This is a genomic window from Lonepinella sp. MS14434 (genome assembly GCF_042468235.1).
GTDB lineage: Bacteria > Pseudomonadota > Gammaproteobacteria > Enterobacterales > Pasteurellaceae > Lonepinella.
The window spans coordinates 1,602,424-1,620,513 of sequence record NZ_CP170386.1; the positions used below are offsets into that span (position 1 = coordinate 1,602,424).

16 protein-coding genes are annotated in these 18,090 nt (G+C 38.9%); 9 read left to right on the forward strand and 7 right to left on the reverse strand.

What is annotated here, in order from left to right; genetic code table 11:
- Window positions 1-144 precede the first annotated feature (144 nt).
- A complete protein-coding gene (locus tag O1Q79_RS07695) occupies window positions 145-1,800 on the forward strand; it encodes a putative transporter (RefSeq protein WP_386691486.1) in 1,656 nt (551 codons plus the stop codon).
- A gap of 128 nt (window positions 1,801-1,928) precedes the next feature.
- Here the strand turns inward: O1Q79_RS07695 and greB are convergent, their stop codons facing one another.
- Window positions 1,929-2,408 carry a transcription elongation factor GreB gene (greB, locus tag O1Q79_RS07700; RefSeq protein ID WP_386691488.1) on the reverse strand — a complete coding sequence of 160 codons (480 nt, stop codon included), beginning with the start codon at window positions 2,406-2,408 and terminating at the stop codon, window positions 1,929-1,931.
- Window positions 2,409-2,553: 145 nt separating this feature from the next.
- On the opposite strand from greB, the gene tatA reads away from it, so the two are divergent.
- From tatA to hemB, 4 genes are read left to right on the forward strand one after another with little or no spacing between them, the layout of a single operon-like run.
- Complete coding sequence (gene tatA, locus O1Q79_RS07705; RefSeq protein ID WP_132300052.1) at window positions 2,554-2,775, forward strand: Sec-independent protein translocase subunit TatA; 222 nt, start codon at window positions 2,554-2,556, stop codon at window positions 2,773-2,775.
- Window positions 2,776-2,778: 3 nt separating this feature from the next.
- Window positions 2,779-3,318, forward strand: coding sequence for a Sec-independent protein translocase protein TatB (gene tatB, locus O1Q79_RS07710; protein ID WP_386691490.1), 540 nt, complete (start codon window positions 2,779-2,781; stop codon window positions 3,316-3,318).
- Entirely contained in the window at window positions 3,318-4,061 is a 744-nt protein-coding gene (gene tatC, locus O1Q79_RS07715; RefSeq protein ID WP_386693371.1) for a twin-arginine translocase subunit TatC, read from the forward strand. Before tatB ends, tatC begins: the two co-directional genes overlap by 1 nt.
- Window positions 4,062-4,111: 50 nt before the next feature.
- Entirely contained in the window at window positions 4,112-5,134 is a 1,023-nt protein-coding gene (hemB, locus tag O1Q79_RS07720; protein WP_386691492.1) for a porphobilinogen synthase, read from the forward strand.
- A 39-nt stretch (window positions 5,135-5,173) separates the two neighbouring features.
- Here hemB and O1Q79_RS07725 read toward each other — a convergent pair whose 3' ends face one another.
- Window positions 5,174-5,467, reverse strand: a complete 294-nt coding sequence (locus O1Q79_RS07725; RefSeq protein WP_386689199.1) for a DUF5377 family protein — start codon at window positions 5,465-5,467, stop codon at window positions 5,174-5,176.
- A gap of 34 nt (window positions 5,468-5,501) precedes the next feature.
- The gene (locus tag O1Q79_RS07730; protein ID WP_386691494.1) at window positions 5,502-5,756 is read right to left on the reverse strand and encodes an alternative ribosome-rescue factor A; all 255 of its coding nucleotides are present in this window, start codon (window positions 5,754-5,756) and stop codon (window positions 5,502-5,504) included.
- Between the two features lie 94 nt (window positions 5,757-5,850).
- Here O1Q79_RS07730 and O1Q79_RS07735 point away from each other — a divergent pair, with 94 nt between their 5' ends.
- Window positions 5,851-6,924 carry an AI-2E family transporter gene (locus O1Q79_RS07735; RefSeq protein ID WP_386691496.1) on the forward strand — a complete coding sequence of 358 codons (1,074 nt, stop codon included), beginning with the start codon at window positions 5,851-5,853 and terminating at the stop codon, window positions 6,922-6,924.
- A 49-nt stretch (window positions 6,925-6,973) separates the two neighbouring features.
- Here the strand turns inward: O1Q79_RS07735 and efp are convergent, their stop codons facing one another.
- Entirely contained in the window at window positions 6,974-7,540 is a 567-nt protein-coding gene (efp, locus tag O1Q79_RS07740; protein ID WP_132300040.1) for an elongation factor P, read from the reverse strand.
- 35 nt (window positions 7,541-7,575) lie between these two features.
- Between efp and epmB the strand changes: the two genes are divergently transcribed.
- From epmB to O1Q79_RS07755, 3 genes are all read left to right on the forward strand, one after another.
- On the forward strand, window positions 7,576-8,598 hold the full coding sequence (gene epmB, locus O1Q79_RS07745) for an EF-P beta-lysylation protein EpmB (RefSeq protein WP_386691498.1): 1,023 nt from the start codon (window positions 7,576-7,578) through the stop codon (window positions 8,596-8,598).
- A 113-nt stretch (window positions 8,599-8,711) separates the two neighbouring features.
- A complete protein-coding gene (locus O1Q79_RS07750) occupies window positions 8,712-10,016 on the forward strand; it encodes a LysM-like peptidoglycan-binding domain-containing protein (RefSeq protein ID WP_386691500.1) in 1,305 nt (434 codons plus the stop codon).
- 10 nt (window positions 10,017-10,026) lie between these two features.
- Complete coding sequence (locus O1Q79_RS07755) at window positions 10,027-10,413, forward strand: hypothetical protein (RefSeq protein ID WP_386691502.1); 387 nt, start codon at window positions 10,027-10,029, stop codon at window positions 10,411-10,413.
- Window positions 10,414-10,448: 35 nt separating this feature from the next.
- Here the strand turns inward: O1Q79_RS07755 and narL are convergent, their stop codons facing one another.
- The 3 genes from narL to rpoC form a co-directional block, all read right to left on the reverse strand.
- Window positions 10,449-11,078 carry a two-component system response regulator NarL gene (gene narL / locus O1Q79_RS07760; protein ID WP_386691504.1) on the reverse strand — a complete coding sequence of 210 codons (630 nt, stop codon included), beginning with the start codon at window positions 11,076-11,078 and terminating at the stop codon, window positions 10,449-10,451.
- A gap of 65 nt (window positions 11,079-11,143) precedes the next feature.
- Window positions 11,144-13,657 (reverse strand): class I adenylate cyclase, encoded by a 2,514-nt coding sequence (locus tag O1Q79_RS07765; protein ID WP_386691506.1) that lies wholly within the window; start codon window positions 13,655-13,657, stop codon window positions 11,144-11,146.
- 119 nt (window positions 13,658-13,776) lie between these two features.
- The gene (rpoC, locus tag O1Q79_RS07770) at window positions 13,777-18,042 is read right to left on the reverse strand and encodes a DNA-directed RNA polymerase subunit beta' (RefSeq protein ID WP_386691508.1); all 4,266 of its coding nucleotides are present in this window, start codon (window positions 18,040-18,042) and stop codon (window positions 13,777-13,779) included.
- Window positions 18,043-18,090: the final 48 nt, after the last annotated feature.

Consider the following 18,090-nt stretch of genomic DNA (forward strand, 5'->3'; position numbering starts at 1 on the left):
GTTAAAATAATGCGTTATTTTTCAGCAAATAGGTAAATTAAGCAAGGAAAAATGTGATAAACATCAAACTTTTTCATTTTTTTTATTTTATCTATTACAGCTTAGATTATAATCATCAGCAATTAATTTAATCTTGGGGGCGTTATGTCTGATATTGCAATTACTATAAGCCTATTATCGTTGGTAGCGGTAATAGGATTATGGCTCGGTCATTGGAAGATCAAAGGGGTAGGACTGGGTATCGGCGGGGTACTATTCGGTGGGATTATTGTTGCACATTTTACCCATCAAAATGGTTTAATGCTTGATCCGCACACCTTACACTTCGTGCAAGAATTCGGTTTAATTTTGTTTGTTTATACTATCGGTATTCAAGTGGGGCCCGGTTTCTTTGCGTCCTTACGTGAATCGGGAATGAAATTAAATGGTCTGGCAGCATTAATTGTGTTGCTAGGTTCACTGATGGTGATTGCCATTCAATATTTTACCGATATGCCATTAGATGTGATTTTAGGGATTTATTCGGGGGCGGTAACCAATACACCCGCGCTGGGTGCCGGTCAACAAATTCTCGCTGAATTGGGTATGACTAACATTACTGAAACCATGGGTATTTCTTATGCCATGGCGTATCCATTTGGGATTTGTGGTATTTTGTTGAGTATGTGGTTAATTCGTTTATTTTTCCAAGTGAAAATAGAGGAAGAAGCCACCTCATTTGATAAAGCCACGGGAAAAGATAAAGAAGTCTTACAAAAAATTGACTTGAAAGTCACTAATCCAAATCTACATGGGTTAATGTTAAAAGAAATTCCCGGCTTTGAAAGCCATGATGTGCTTTGTACTCGTTTAAAACGTGACGAGCATATTGAAGTACCTAAGGGCGATACAGAAATTCACTTAGATGATGTGTTACATTTAGTCGGTGATACGCAAGCACTCAATAAAGTGCGGTTAATTATGGGTGAGTTAGTCAATATTGAACCGTCTAATATCAAAGGAAATTTACGTTCTCAACGGGTGGTGATTACCAATGAAAAAGTGTTAGGGAAAAGCATTCGTGCGTTGGCATTTCATCAAAAATATGGTGTGGTGATTTCTCGTTTAAACCGTTCAGGCATTGAATTGGTACCAACCGCACATACCACTTTGCAATTTGGTGACGTGGTGCATATTGTGGGTAATGCGGACGTGATTGATAATGTGATTGCTGAACTAGGTAATATGCAGTCCAAATTGCAACACGTACAAATGTTACCTGTCTTTTTGGGGATCGGTTTAGGGGTATTACTCGGCTCAATTCCATTCCATATTCCGGGTTTCCCTGTTGCATTAAAACTGGGCTTGGCCGGTGGTCCGTTAGTGGTGGCGTTAATTTTAGCCCGAATTGGTTCTATTGGTAAACTCTACTGGTTTATGCCACCCAGTGCTAATATGGCATTACGTGAAATCGGTATCGTGTTGTTCTTATCAGTGGTAGGATTAAAATCTGGTGGTAATTTCGTTAGCACTTTAACCGATGGTAATGGTCTGGAATGGATGGGGTATGGTTTCTTGATTACCTTTGTGCCATTAATGCTCGTTGGTGTTATCGCTCGCCTGTATGCCAAACTTAATTATCTTTCCATCTGTGGTTTGTTAGCAGGTTCTATGACCGATCCACCAGCCTTAGCCTTTGCCAATGCGATCAAAGAAGATCACGGAGCAGCGCCATTAGCTTATGCCACTGTTTATCCATTAACCATGTTTTTACGGATAATTTCACCGCAGTTACTAGCTATATTGTTGTGGGCAATTTAACGCATTGTAATCACCATAATAAAGGGCGAATTTAAAATTTAAATTCGCCCTTTAAACTATAATCTAGCGTTTAATTATTGGTTTTCAGTTTATTCTAATAGATTTCCCAGAAAGTGCGGTGTTAAATGCTAATTTTTCTCATACCAAATCCGATTGACAAAAAATAGCATATTGCCCGATGGTGTGTTCACACGAACTTCATCATCTAATTGCTTACCAATCAAGGCACGAGCTACCGGAGAATCAATGGAAATCCAATTTTGGGCAGGATCAAATTCATCACAGCCTACAATGCGATATTGTTTTAATTCTTCGTTTTCCGTTTCCAATTCTACCCACGCACCGAAAAACACTTTGCCTTCTTGTTGAGGGTGATAATCCACGATTTGCAACACTTCCAACCGTTTCATTAAAAAACGTACACGGCGGTCAATTTCACGCAAGCGGCGTTTGCCATAAATATATTCTGCATTTTCACTGCGATCGCCCATGGCAGCAGCTTCCGAAACGGCTTGCGTGACTTTCGGACGTTCTTCTTTCCAGAGATACTTTAATTCTTTATCTAAGGCATTCCAGCCTGAGCGGGTAATGTAGTTTGATTTTGCCATTTAGAGTAAATATGCGTAAAATAAGCAAAATTATAGCATATCCTGTAACCTGAACGCTACGGCCTAACCTGTTGTAGCTATTGCTTAAGTAGCGGAAAAAGGGTATATTCAGCAACATGAATTATTGAAAATTAAGAGGTATTTTATGGGTGGTATTAGCATTTGGCAACTTCTCATCATTGTGGCAATCGTGGTGTTATTATTCGGTACAAAAAAATTAAGAACCTTAGGTTCTGATTTAGGTGAATCTGTAAAAGGCTTTAAAAAAGCCATGGCAGATGAACCTAAAGATGCAGAATTTAAATCCTTAGATAAAACCGATACGGTTAAAACAGAAGATACGGCGAAACAAAAAGAACAGGCATAATCTGTGTTTGATATTGGTTTTTCTGAATTACTGTTGATTTTTATTGTGGGCTTGGTGGTATTAGGTCCACAACGTATGCCTGTGGCTATTCGGACAGTGATGAAATGGGTACGAACTATTCGTGGTTTAGCGGCGAATGTGCAAAATGAATTGACACAAGAGTTAAAATTACAAGAGCTGCAAGAAAGTATCAAAAAAGCCGAGCATTTAAATTTGAATACCCTGTCGCCTGAACTGGCTCAAACGGTAGAAGAATTGAAACAATCCGCTGAAAAAATGAAAGCCAATTTGGATAAACAAGCCAGTGATGCTAATCATGCTTTACAAGAACAAATAGATACTGTACGGAATGAGAACGTTCAAGAAAATAAACTAGAAAAAACCGGAAATTCCACCGCACTTGATGAAACCAATCAAGATCCTGATGATTTAACACAAAATATTGAAGACGAACTTTCTTTAGATGAGCAATTAGCACAATATATCGATCAATATCACCCTGCTGAAGATGCTCAACCTGTTAGCCAACAGGAGAAAAAATGATGAGTAATGTCGAAGAAACACAACCTTTAATCTCACATTTAATCGAATTACGTAACCGTTTGTTACGCTCATTTATTTTTGTCGCCGTGGTTTTTCTGGCGTTAGTGTATTTTTCCAATGATATTTATCATTTAATTGCCACACCATTGTTAGATGCAATGCCAGCAGGTTCTACCATGATTGCTACCAATGTAGCAGCACCTTTTTTCACCCCAATTAAATTAACCGCACTCACGGCGGTGTTTATTTCGGTACCTTTTTTGCTTTATCAGCTTTGGGCATTTGTTGCCCCTGCATTATACAGCCATGAAAAACGCTTAGTTTATCCCTTGCTATTTTCTAGCACCTTATTATTTTATGTGGGCGTGGCGTTTGCCTATTATGTAGTGTTTCCGTTGGTGTTTAGCTTTTTAACCAAAACCACGCCCGATGGTGTTGCCATGGCAACGGATATTAGTAGTTATTTAGATTTTGTGCTGACGCTGTTTTTGGCGTTTGGTGTCTGCTTTGAAGTGCCAGTAGCCATTATTTTGTTATGTTGGGCTGGTGTAACCACACCAGAAGATTTAAAAGCCAAACGCCCCTATATTATCGTAACCGCTTTTGTGGTCGGCATGTTGCTTACCCCGCCTGATATTTTTTCCCAAACTCTACTAGCCATACCGATGTGTTTGTTATTTGAAGTGGGCGTAATTTGTGCCAGATTTTATCGCCCGAAAGATGATGAAAACGCCACAAAATGAGAATATTAGGCGGATCATACATTCGCCTTTTTTATTAAGAGATAGAGAACATGACAATCCAAATTTTTACAGGTTATCCCGCACGCCGTTTACGCCGTATGCGTAAACATGATTTTAGCCGCCGTTTAATGGCTGAAAATAAATTAACTGTCGATGATTTAATTTATCCTGTGTTTATTATGGAGGGCGAAAATCGACGTGAACCTGTGCCATCAATGCCCAAAGTAGAACGTTTAACCATTGATCAATTACTCATTGAAGCAGGCTTGTTAGTCAAATATGGCGTGCCAGTGATTGCCTTATTCCCTGTGGTGGAACAAGAGAAAAAATCCTTAATGGCAGAAGAAAGCTATAACCCAAATGGGTTAGTACAACGAGCGGTAAGAGCATTAAAATCCGCTTACCCTGAATTAGGTGTATTAACTGATGTGGCGTTGGATCCTTATACGCTACACGGTCAAGACGGTATTATTGACGAAACAGGTTATGTGCTGAATGAATTGACCTGCGATGTATTAGTTAAACAAGCACTTTCCCATGCAGAAGCGGGAGCAGATATTGTTGCCCCAAGCGATATGATGGACGGCAGAATCGGCAAAATTCGCACCGCACTTGAACAGAAAGGACTAATTAATACCTTAATTATGGCGTATGCGGCAAAATACGCATCAAATTATTACGGTCCTTTCCGTGATGCCGTGGGGTCATCGGCTAACCTAAAAGGCGGTGATAAGAAAACCTATCAGGTTGATCCTGCTAACAGTAATGAGGGGCTACAAGAAGTGGCACTAGATATTCAAGAGGGGGCGGATATGGTCATGGTGAAACCAGGTATGCCTTATTTAGATATAGTATATCGGGTGAAACAACAATTTGGCGTACCAACCTTTGCTTATCAAGTTTCAGGCGAATATGCTATGCACTTAGCAGCGATTAAGAATGGCTGGTTAAAAGAAAAAGAATGTATTCTGGAAAGTTTACTCTGCTTTAAACGTGCGGGAGCTGATGGGATTTTGACCTATTTTGCCAAACAGGTAGCCGAGTGGTTGTATTTAGACGGAAAGAATAAATAGCATATAATAGCTGCAGTGAAGTTCACTGCAGTTCCGTTTTTACTTGGCTAATCCTAACTGACCGATCTTCACCCCTAAATTGCCTAAAGCAACAGGATCCAAATAATCTGCTAAGAATTTAAATAGCTCATTTAATTCGGTAAAAGTGCGGTTAATTTTTACTTCGTTTTCCACTTTACGCGTAAATTCATACTTAACCTCATCGCCGTTAATATGTGCAACCAGAGTAATATAAATGGTTTCAAAAAAGTGGCTAGTTGCCCCTTCTTCGCCAGGATCACTAATCCGAACATTCAAAGTATTGGTAAATAAAACTTCTGTTAATGCTGTCATGTTTTTATTTCCTTTCTAATGTAATCTATTGTTATTAAAAAAACCCGATAATAAAATCTCTTTCAAAAGAAATCTTATTATCGGGCTTTTCAGTCCATTTAGTAGTATGTTTCGCCTTACGTTGATAACTGCCTTTGCCTTTGAGTTTTTTCTCAATTCGTTGGCGAAATAGTCGATCACTTAATAATGCTTGAATGGCATTATCTCGAATAATACCACGACCATGTTGGTAAGTGGTGGTGCCCTGTGTTTCAGAAACACTTGGCAAGTTTAGTTTTTTCTTTGCCATATTTTCCTCTCTTGTTAATAAACTTGCCTATTATATATGTAATTCATGTAAATTTTAACTTATAATCAAGAAAAAATTATGCAAGGAGCGGTTTATGATAGAAATGCTGAAAAGTTGGTACATGCGTCGATTTAGCGATCCCCAAGCAATGGGATTGGCTGCAATCTTATTATTTTGTTTTATTGCCATTTATTTTTTTAGCGACCTAATTGCCCCCTTGTTAATCGCTATCGTATTAGCTTACTTATTAGAATTTCCGATTCAATTTCTATCCAACAAATTTGCCTTGCCTCGTATTCTATCGATTATTCTGATCTTAGGCAGTTTTATTACCTTTGCCCTGTTATTGGCATTCGGGTTATTGCCGAATTTGATTAACCAAACCCTAAACCTATTAAGCGATTTGCCGAATATGTTTAACAAACTGCACGAATGGGCCATGCGGTTACCAGAAACCCATCCCGAATTTGTAGATGCCCAAATGATTGAAGGAATATTCACAGCTACACGTACTAAAATCCTTGGTTTCGGTGAAAGTGCGGTGAAATTTTCGCTCACTTCTATTGTAAACTTAGTGACGATTGGGATTTATGCCTTTTTAGTACCATTAATGATGTTTTTTATGTTAAAAGATAAAAACACGTTAATTCATTCGTTTACCCAATTCTTACCGCAAAATCGTCATCTTGCGAACAAAGTCTGGCAAGAAATGCAATTACAAATTGCTAATTATATTCGAGGCAAACTGTTTGAAATTGCGATTGTCACGCTGGTAACTTATATTATTTTCCTATCCTTTGGTTTAAATTATCCACTATTGCTTTCTGTTGCGGTGGGGGTTTCGGTGTTAGTGCCTTATGTGGGAGCGGTGTTAGTCTGTGTACCAGTGGCTTTAGTCGCATTCTTTCAATTCGGCGATCATTCTACATTCTGGTATATTATAATTGCCTACGTAGTCAGCCAGTTACTTGACGGTAATTTACTGGTGCCATTTTTATTCTCGGAAGCAGTTAATTTACATCCTTTAACCATCATTGTCTCGGTGTTAATTTTTGGTGGACTGTGGGGATTTTGGGGCGTATTTTTTGCTATTCCGTTGGCAACCTTAGTTAAAGCTGTGATTAATGCTTGGCCATCAACAGAAGAATTGAATGTTATTGTAAAATAAGATAAAAAATAGCACTGGGAAACCAGTGCTAATTTGCTATCTAAATAATTTATTTGACGCGAGAAACATATTCGCCTGAGCGAGTATCCACTTTGATAACTTCACCGATTTGAACAAATAAAGGTACTTTCACTACCGCACCAGTGCTTAATGTCGCTGGTTTACCACCAGTTCCTGCAGTATCCCCTTTCAAACCTGGGTCAGTATCCACAATTTCTAATTCCACAAAGTTTGGTGGAGTAACAGAAATCGGTGTACCATTCCATAAGGTAATAATACAATCCGCTTGGTCAAGTAACCATTTTTCTGCATCACCCACTGCTTTTTCGTCTGCAGAATATTGCTCAAAGGTTTCTGGGTGCATAAAATACCAGAAATCTTCGTCTTTGTAAGAATAGGTCAAGTTAAGATCCATCACATCAGCAGCTTCAACTGAAGTACCTGATTTAAAGTTTACGTCTAATACTTTGCCTGAAATTAATTTACGAATACGAGTACGTGTAAAGGCTTGACCTTTACCTGGTTTAACAAATTCATTTTCAACGATTACGCAAGGCTCACCGTCTTGCATAAATTTTAGACCTGGTTTAAAGTCTGTGGTAGTGTATGATGCCATATTTATCCTTAATTTAGATGTAGAGCTGTTTTAAAGTGCGTATTTTAACCCAAAACCCCCTCATTAGAGAAGAACAAAAAACACAGAATTGGTTAGAAATTCTGGCAAATGCGGTTTCTGACCCTGAAAAATTGCTTAAAATGCTGGATTTACCGCTAAATGCCTTTGAAAAAGATATTCAAGCGCGCCGTTTATTTCCTATGCGAGTACCATTACCCTTTGTGCAAAAAATGGAAAAAGGCAATCCACAAGATCCGCTTTTTTTGCAAGTCATGACAGCTCAACAAGAATTTCTGGCAGAAAAAGGGTTTAGCAAAGATCCCTTAGATGAACAACAAGCAGCCGCTCCAAATATTTTACACAAATATCATAACCGATTGTTATTAATGGTGAAAGGTGGCTGTGCCATTAACTGCCGTTATTGTTTCCGCCGCCATTTTCCCTATAACCAAAACAAAGGTAATAAAGCCAACTGGTTGAAAGCATTAGACTATATTGCGGAAAATCCACAAATCGAAGAAATTATTTGGTCTGGCGGTGATCCCTTAATGGCAAAAGATCATGAAATAGACTGGCTCATAAAACAGCTAGAAAAAATACCGCACTTGCAGCGTTTGCGGATTCATACGCGTTTACCCGTGGTCATTCCACAGCGAATTACCGATGAATTTTGTCAGATTTTAGCCCGAAGCAGATTTCAAACTGTGTTAGTCACCCATATTAATCATGCCAATGAAATTGATACGATTTTTGCTGATGCGATGAATAAACTGAAAGCGATAGGTGTAACCTTATTAAATCAATCCGTATTATTAAAACAAATTAATGATAATGCTAACACATTGAAAACCCTCAGCGAAAAATTATTTTCAGTGGGTATTTTACCTTATTATTTACATTTGCTGGATAAAGTAGAAGGTGCCAGTCATTTTTATATTTCCGATCAAAGTGCGGGGCAAATTTACAAAGATTTACAAAAAATCAGTTCAGGCTATTTAGTCCCTAAATTAGCTCGAGAAATTGCTCATGAACCCAATAAAACTTTATATGCTCCGTAGTTAATTCTAGGAAAATCATTAAAGATCCTTTAAAATAGATAAAATTCGACCGCACTTTATTGGGGGCATATGATAAAGTGCATTTTTTGTTTAGTATTTACTGAGGTAATATTGTGGAAAACACACCAAAAAATAATTCAAATCAAAGTGAATTAGATTTAGGCATAAATCAGACTGATTCAATTTTGAGCAAAGTTACTGGCTTATTTAATAAAAAAGAAACATTACAACCCAACCAATTTGCGGTCCGTAAAGAACCTACTTTCGGCACACAACCAAATACGACAGTGACTAATCCAGTAAATACAATACAAAATTCAGAACAAACGGTATCAGATATACAAGAAACCATACCGCCACAACAACCTACTGCCACAGAGCCTACGCAAACTACAATCGTTCAAACAGAAACCGTACAAGTGGAGAATACCACAGAAACAATAAATACGGTTAAAAATACTGCCGAACCAACGATGTCAGAAACTGTACAAGAACAGGCCGTGCCACCCACACAAAGCCATCCTAACAACAAAAATCCCGAAAACTGGGCAATTATGCAAAAATTACCTACCAAACATCGTCGCCTATTTATTGCCATTGCGGGAGTAATAGCAATTTTACTCGCATTGTTATGGTTAAAACCAAGCAATAATACAATAGAAGAAATTCAAGCAAATAATAGTTCATCAACACCGATTGAATTCCAATCACTTGATCCGAATAAACCGCTTGAAAATAGTGAAGTGGTTAATAATGTAGAAGTAGAAACCGCAACTGTTCCAACTGATAATATAACAACACCTGAAATTACTACAGCACCAACTGTTGATCAACAACAACCTACCGTACTATCTCCAGTTGTGACACCGGCACCAGTAAAACCTGTTGATACTCAAGCAACTGAACAAGCCTATAAAGCTGAGCAAGCTAAAATTGCTGCTGAACAAGCACAAGCCCGTAAAGCTGAGCAAGCTAAAATCGCGGCTGAGCAGGAGCAAGCTCGTCAAGCTGAACAAGCAAAAGTTGCCACCCAACAAGCTCGCAAAGCGGAACAAGCTAAACAACCAACCAATAAGGTTGCCCCAGTGGTTGATGCAAAACCAGCAGGAACTAGCGTACAAAGTCATCAATCCAATCGCAATAGCTCGACACAAACCACGGCAAGTAGTAATAGTACAAAAACCTTAGTCATTCCACAAAATACATCATTATTCCAAGTCTTTCGTAACAACGATTTGGATATTCGTGATGCCAATGCCATGACTAAAGCAATCGGAGCTGGGAATGTATTAAGTAGCTTCAAAGCCAATGATAAGGTGCAAGTTTCAGTAAGCCAAGGACATGTCAATATTATGCGTTTATCTGATGGTTCCGTGTTTACTCGTCAAGCTGACGGAACCTATAAATACAAAAAATAAGGATATCCTCTTGAAACGACTTTTATTATTCACTTTCATCGGTATAGTGGCTTGTACGGCAGATTCAGAATTACTGTCGAATAGTCAGTCTCAACCGAAAGCCCAAGTAACATTGGATAAAACAACACAAAAGAGATCAGCCAGTCTCTATAAATGTAAAGATGATAAAATAATAAGAGTTGTTCGTATCACTGAAAGTAGTAAAAATACTAAAAAAGTGAAAACCGATGAGATTAACCTCACCTTTGAGGGGGTCACTGAAAAACTGAATGCCACACTTTACCAAACTGGTAAATTCTATACAAGTATTCACTGGCAATGGTTAGAAACAACTGAAAACAACAGTTTGCGAAGTAGTGTGGGTAATATTCTGGCAGAACAATGTATCGAACAATAATTAAAAGAGCCAACCGGCTCTTTTTTATTCACTCATTAATTTCCTTTATATTCTAAATAAAGCACTGTTGCTGCAACACGTGAATGTACGTTAAGTTTACGTAATAAATTACGAATATGTACTTTCACTGTTTCTTCTGAAATAAATAATTGATGCGCAATTTGTTTATTCGATAAACCTGTCGCGATCAGTTGCAATACATCCAACTCACGCTCGGTTAAAGAATGAATAGGCTCCTGTGAGGGGCAGCGTTCTAATAAAAGATCTTTGATGCTATCACTTAAAATCATTTCGCCTTTAGCAATTTGTTTTATTTGCTTTAATAAAATATCTGGCTCGGTATCTTTCAATAAATAACCGTCTGCCCCCGCATCAATTAAAGAAAAAATATCATTTTTTGCATCAGAAACAGTTAAAATCACAATTCTTGCATCAACCCCTTCATTACGTAATGCTTTTAATGTATCTAAACCTGAAAGCCCTTTCATATTGAGATCCAAAATAATTAAATCCGGATTATTTCTTAATGCAAAGGAAATGCCATCATTACCATTACTGGCTTCACCAATAACTAGAAAATTATCTTCTAACGCTATAAGTTGTTTAATACCACGACGCATTAAAGGGTGATCGTCTATAATCAAAATACTAATTTTTTCTTGCATGGTCATATCTCTATAAAAAATACTCTTGATATTAAAAACAAATATATTGTGTTAAATAAAACTTATCAATGAACTGCCGCAAACGGAATAATTTTTCTGCTATTATTACTATCCGAAATTAATTGATAAAACTGTGGATAATTAAAATCACGTTGAATAATGTGGTACATATTATTACCTGAGCGATCCGCCTGTTGATAGATATAATTAATCTCTCTTATTTTATGCTCTTTTTCACCATCACAATGACGATAAATTTCAAGATGATTTTGTTCATCTAGAATATATACATTAAACGTACCATCAGTATTATCTTTAAAAAAGAATTGTAAAAATCCTTCGCTTGCAAAAGCGTCTATTTCCACTGGGTATTTACGATTATGCTGCGGAGATAAAAATTTATGTGGAAAAAAGTGCGGTGCTTTTTCATCAGATTTTGCCGTATGGGTTAATTTATTCATATTTGCTAGCTGTGAATCTGGTATTTCCTGCCACCGCATTCCCCGATTTTCAAAGAAAAATTGCCAGTTTTTACCCGCTATACGTAACATATTTGGCGTATTCGTTGAAGAAATTGTTCCCATTTGAATACCGATACACTTATTAACTAAGGTCAATACTAAATCGTGCAATGCTCGTTGATAATTTTCACTATAACAAAAAACATCAACCGCTTTCGGTGAATTGGAACCGCGGTGAATCTTATTCGCTAAAACTTTCAAAGCTAATAAAATCGCATTACTACCTTCAAAATGTAATGTTCTGATTTCATTCCACAAATTACGATAAATTAGATCAATACTGCCGACTAAACTTTCTTCGTTTTGCCCGAAACTAAATAAATCACCCTGCTGAATATTCGTCCAAGATTGAACGAGATTTTTGGTCGGATCAGAAACTAAATTAACAAAGACAGCTAAATGACGAATTTCACACTGATGATGTAATTCTTCATTGGTAGCTGATGGCACTTTTACTGGAAAAAATTGTGTTAAATCTGCTACAAAGGTTTTTAATTTTTCTAACGATACGGTTTGACTAAAAATATGTAACTGAGTTCCCTTAGTAAGTAACCCATTAAAATAAGCCCAAGATACTAATTTATGTAAATTTGGATTATATTCAATATGCCGATTATAAGATGCCAACTCTGAAGCTTTAGGTGCATGATTCACTACATACCAACCCGGTTTTATATTCGCTTTCGCTTTAGTCACTTCAATAAAAGTAAGATTTTCTTCGGATAAATCATTTGAGATCAATAAATTAACCAAAGATACCTTACCAGGTAATTCTTCAAATGCACTATATAATTTTCTAGATAGGATACTAATATCCTGTGGCATAATCGTCGCATCCACATGATTTTTACGTGCAAACTTAATCAGATTACGATAGCTCATCATGAGTATTTGAACTAAATCATTATAGGAACGCTTCACCATTTTTATTTTCCAAAATGGTCGTTGATTCAGTTCTTGGATAGTATCTTGATCCCACCCCCATTGTTTAGTGAATTCAGACAATAAGCAAAAACGCCAACCTTCTGCCTTGGTGTACCATAAATCTTCGGTTGCTTTAATATAAAAACAACGGCGAACAAAATTCAAGCGTTTAAAATCATTATGATAAGTCAAATAACTAGTCACCCTATCTAACATTGCTAGATAAGGATCAAAATGATAATCTTCGGTACTATCGGTTAATAAGCGAAATTTAAAATCAGATGAAATTAAATGGGTGTTCGGATATTCCCAAGAATAGGCTTCAAGCAATAAAATCTTGATGGTTGATTTATACGGGGAATCAATGCCTTTATAGAGATGCCATAAACTAGCACCAAAATACTCATTGGCAGAAAACGCCCCTAAACCACCAAAATCTACCCAATCTTGTGGGTCAATTTGTTTATTTAAAATTAATTGCCCCACTTCAGTTTCGTATTGTTGTTCGTCTTCCACCAATAAATGTAACCATAATAATGGTTTACCTGCTAAGCGAATAGCTGAACGATAAAACTCATCTAGCAACAACATATACTGTGCTGATCCACAATTTTCTGATGTCATGGCATCTGAGTAACGAAAACAACGGAATCGTTCTTGATCCATAAGAAAGAAATTTACATCAATTTCATATTGTTTTGCCCAACTTTGTAAGAGTAAGGTTTTTTGTTTGAGTAAATCTCGTTCATCATTATTCAGATCTTCACGATGACAAACCCAAATATCTAGATCGGAGGCGGCTGTTTGTGAAATTGAAGCAATGCTTCCCATGACATAAACGCCATAAATCGCATCAAAAGTGCGGTGAGAAAACGCATTAATTTGTGAATAAGAAAATTCTGGGACAACTTTGGCTAAGTATTTTTGTTGATAATCAGATAAGGTAAAATTACTAATTCCTACAGGAGTACCCACAACGAAACCAGGCAAACGTGGATGGTTAACCTGTAATAATAACGTCACGAGTTTAAAGATATGCTGAAATTCATTTGACGCTCCCGACAATGCTCGCACAATGCGGAAATGTTCAAGATCAGCAACCTGTTTTTTAGCAAATTCAATATCGTACTTCAAGAAAACACCCATTTTTTCAATAAGTAGCGTCCTTTACTTTATCATCTGGGGCATAATAAAGCAAACAAAAAAGCCCCGAACACCAGTGTTCAAGGCTTTTCATTGTTAAGAATTAATGATTACTCATCATCCACCATATTCAACATTTCTGTCAAACTAGCGGTTGGATCATCCGCAACCATATTGCTAAATTCCGCTTCAATTTCTGCTTCATCCGCCGCAGAGAATTTCACCACAGGTTCTTCAATTTGAATACCTGCATGGCGGTTTTTCACTCGGTTTTGGTGATACGCAAAACCTGTACCGGCTGGAATTAAACGCCCCACAATCACGTTCTCTTTCAAGCCACGTAATTCGTCACGTTTACCTGCCACGGCGGCTTCGGTAAGCACACGAGTGGTTTCTTGGAACGAGGCAGCAGAGATAAATGACTCTGTCGCAAGGGATGCTTTGGTGATACCAAGCAATTCACGTTCAAATTCCACCAATGGTTTGCCCTCGGCTTCACGTTTACGGTTGACGATTTTAATGCGTGCCACTTCTACTTGCTCGCCCTCTAAGAATTCAGAGTCGTAGGCTTTGGTGATAATGGCTTTACGCAACATTTGACGAACGATGACTTCGATGTGCTTGTCGTTGATTTTTACCCCTTGTAAGCGGTAAACTTCTTGCACTTCGTTGACGATATATTCCGTCACGGCGTGAACACCACGCAAGCGTAAAATATCGTGTGGGGTTTCTGCACCATCGGAAATTAAGTCGCCACGTTCCACCATTTCGCCCTCAAATACGTTGAGTTGACGCCATTTTGGAATCATTTCTTCGTACGCATCGGAGCCATCTGTTGGGGTAATCAATAAGCGGCGTTTGCCTTTGGTTTCTTTACCGAATGACACGATACCTGAAATTTCGGCTAAAATCGCTGGCTCTTTCGGTTTACGTGCTTCAAATAAGTCGGCTACTCGTGGAAGACCACCGGTAATATCTTTGGTTCCCACCGATTCTTGTGGAATACGGGCTAATGGGTCACCGATATTGATTTCTGCACCGTCATCAAGCGTCACGATGGCTTTACCTGGTAAGAAGTATTGTGCAGCTACGTCTGTGCCTGCAATTAAAATATCGTTACCTTTGGCATCCACCAATTTAATCGCTGGACGTAAGTCTTTACCTGCGGTGGCACGTTCACCCACATCTTGCACTAAGATAGAAGATAAACCGGTCAATTCATCGGTTTGACGGCTTACGGTTAAGCCATCAATAATATCCACGAATTTCACGAAACCTGCTACTTCCGAGATGATCGGCATAGTATGCGGATCCCAGTTGGCAATGGTTTCGCCTGCTTCGACATCGCTGCCGTCTGCTTTGTTTAAAATCGTACCGTAAGGCAATTTATAATGCTCTTTGGTACGACCGAAAGCGTCAATCACGGTTAATTCGGTGTTACGAGAAGTTAAGACTAATTTACCCTCGTTGTTATTGACGAATTTCACGTTGGCTAAACGAATCGTCCCGTTGTTTTTCACTTGAACGCTAGACTCTTTGGCTGCTGCAGATGCCGCACCACCGATATGGAACGTACGCATCGTTAACTGTGTACCTGGCTCACCGATAGATTGGGCAGCGATAACACCCACTGCTTCACCTTGGTTAATCAAGTGACCACGTGCCAAGTCACGTCCGTAACATTTGGCACACACACCAAAGTCGGTGTTACAGGTTACCACAGAACGCACTTTCACGGTGTCCACGGAGTTTTCGTCTAATACATTACAGAGTTTTTCGTCTAATAAGGTATTACGAGCGATTAACACTTCGTCTGTACCTGGTTTTAACACATCTTCGGCAGCCACACGACCTAACACTAATTCACGCAATGGAACTTTTTCATCACCACCTTCGATTAATGGTGCCATTACGATACCCTCGTGGGTACCACAGTCATCTTCAGTGATGACTAAGTCTTGTGCCACGTCAACTAAACGGCGAGTCAAATAACCTGAGTTCGCTGTTTTTAATGCGGTATCCGCCAAACCTTTACGCGCACCGTGGGTAGAAATAAAGTATTGTAATACGTTCAAACCCTCACGGAAGTTTGCGGTGATTGGGGTTTCAATAATCGAGCCGTCTGGACGTGCCATCAAACCACGCATACCTGCTAGCTGACGAATCTGAGCCGCAGAACCACGTGCTCCAGAGTCAGCCATCATAAAGATGCTATTGAACGACGCTTGTTTTTCAGGATTACCGTCACGGTTAATCACTTCTTCCGTGGACAAGTTTTCCATCATCACTTTGGCAACACGTTCGTTGGCAGCTGCCCAAATATCGATCACTTTATTATAGCGTTCGCCAGCAGTGACTAAACCTGATTGGAATTGCTCTTGAATTTCTGCCACTTCTTCTTCAGCAGCGGAAATAATTTCGTATTTCTTCTCTGGGATCACCATATCATCGATACCGACAGATGAACCTGAGCGTGCGGCGTAAGCAAAGCCTGTGTACATAATATGGTCAGCGAATAGCACGCTTGGTTTCATACCTAAACGGCGATAGCTTTCATTGATCAATTTTGAAATCGCTTTTTTGCCTAAAGTTTGGTTAAACAAGCTAAATGGCATACCTTTTGGTGCGATCATCCATAAAATGGCACGACCAATGGTGGTATCCACTAAGTTGGTTTGTGGTTCAAATTCACCATCCGCATTTTTGCTGTATTCGGTGATACGCACTTTGACACGAGAATGTAATTCCGCCTGTCCTGTACGGTAGGCTTTTTCCGCTTCTCTCGGGTCTTGCAACAACATACCCTCGCCTTTGCCATTCACTTTATCACGGGTCATATAGTACAGACCTAATACCACATCTTGTGATGGTACGATAATCGGATCACCACTGGCTGGGGATAAAATGTTGTTGGTTGACATCATTAACGCACGTGCTTCTAATTGGGCTTCCAAGGTTAATGGTACGTGAACCGCCATTTGGTCACCATCGAAGTCCGCATTGAACGCCGCACAAACTAATGGGTGCAACTGAATCGCTTTCCCCTCAATTAATAACGGTTCAAAGGCTTGAATACCCAAACGGTGCAAGGTTGGCGCACGGTTTAATAAGATTGGGTGTTCGCGAATCACGTCCGCTAAAATATCCCATACGATAGCATCTTCACGCTCCACCATTTTTTTGGCAGCTTTGATCGTTGACGCATAACCACGGCTTTCTAATTTCGCATAAATAAATGGACGGAACAATTCCAACGCCATTTTTTTCGGTAAACCACATTGATGTAGGTGTAAGTATGGACCTACGGTGATAACTGAACGACCTGAATAGTCAACACGTTTACCTAATAAGTTTTGACGGAAACGACCTTGTTTACCTTTGATCATATCTGCCAAAGATTTCAATGGACGGCGGTTTGACCCTGTAATGGCACGACCACGGCGACCGTTATCTAATAAGGCATCGACCGATTCTTGTAACATACGTTTTTCGTTACGCACAATAATATCGGGTGCGATTAAATCTAATAAACGTTTTAAACGGTTGTTACGGTTGATCACACGGCGATAGAGATCGTTCAAGTCAGACGTGGCAAAACGACCACCGTCTAACGGCACTAACGGACGTAAATCAGGTGGCAACACTGGCAATACCGTCATCACCATCCATTCTGGTTTGTTGCCAGATTGAATGAATGCTTCAAGTAATTTCAAGCGTTTGGTGATTTTTTTGCGTTTGGTTTCGGAATTGGTTTCTTGCAATTCTTCACGCAACACTTCGCACTCACGTGGTAAATCCATATCACGCAAAATCGCTTGAATGGCTTCTGCCCCCATCTTCGCTTCAAATTCATCTTGGAAACGGTCTTCGGCTTCCAAATATTGCTCTTCGGTGAGTAATTGACCTTTTTCAAGATCCGTCATACCCGGTTCGATCACAATATAGCTTTCGAAATAAAGCACACGCTCAATATCACGCAATGGCATATCTAATAATAAACCAATGCGAGACGGTAATGATTTTAAGAACCAAATATGTGCCACAGGTGAGGCTAACTCAATGTGTCCCATGCGTTCACGGCGAACTTTGGTTTGGGTCACTTCGACGCCACATTTTTCACAGATCACGCCACGGTGTTTTAAACGTTTATATTTACCACATAAACATTCGTAATCTTTTACAGGTCCGAAAATTCTGGCACAGAAAAGACCGTCACGTTCTGGTTTGAATGTACGGTAGTTAATGGTTTCTGGTTTTTTCACTTCACCAAATGACCAAGAACGGATCATATCAGGGGAAGCTAGACCGATTTTAATCACATCAAAATCTTCTGCAGTTTTTGATTGTGCTTTTAAAAATTTAACTAAATCTTTCACAGATTTTGCTCCTATCGGAGTTAAACGTATTCAAAGTGCGGTGTAAAA

Coding starts and splice junctions, on each gene's coding strand:
- tatC (WP_386693371.1), top strand. CDS start 3,318: ATGAGTAATGTCGAAGAAACACAACCTTTAATCTCACATTTAATCGAA.
- tatA (WP_132300052.1), top strand. CDS start 2,554: ATGGGTGGTATTAGCATTTGGCAACTTCTCATCATTGTGGCAATCGTG.
- O1Q79_RS07695 (WP_386691486.1), top strand. CDS start 145: ATGTCTGATATTGCAATTACTATAAGCCTATTATCGTTGGTAGCGGTA.
- hemB (WP_386691492.1), top strand. CDS start 4,112: ATGACAATCCAAATTTTTACAGGTTATCCCGCACGCCGTTTACGCCGT.
- O1Q79_RS07725 (WP_386689199.1), bottom strand. CDS start 5,467: ATGACAGCATTAACAGAAGTTTTATTTACCAATACTTTGAATGTTCGG.
- efp (WP_132300040.1), bottom strand. CDS start 7,540: ATGGCATCATACACTACCACAGACTTTAAACCAGGTCTAAAATTTATG.
- O1Q79_RS07735 (WP_386691496.1), top strand. CDS start 5,851: ATGATAGAAATGCTGAAAAGTTGGTACATGCGTCGATTTAGCGATCCC.
- narL (WP_386691504.1), bottom strand. CDS start 11,078: ATGCAAGAAAAAATTAGTATTTTGATTATAGACGATCACCCTTTAATG.
- O1Q79_RS07730 (WP_386691494.1), bottom strand. CDS start 5,756: ATGGCAAAGAAAAAACTAAACTTGCCAAGTGTTTCTGAAACACAGGGC.
- greB (WP_386691488.1), bottom strand. CDS start 2,408: ATGGCAAAATCAAACTACATTACCCGCTCAGGCTGGAATGCCTTAGAT.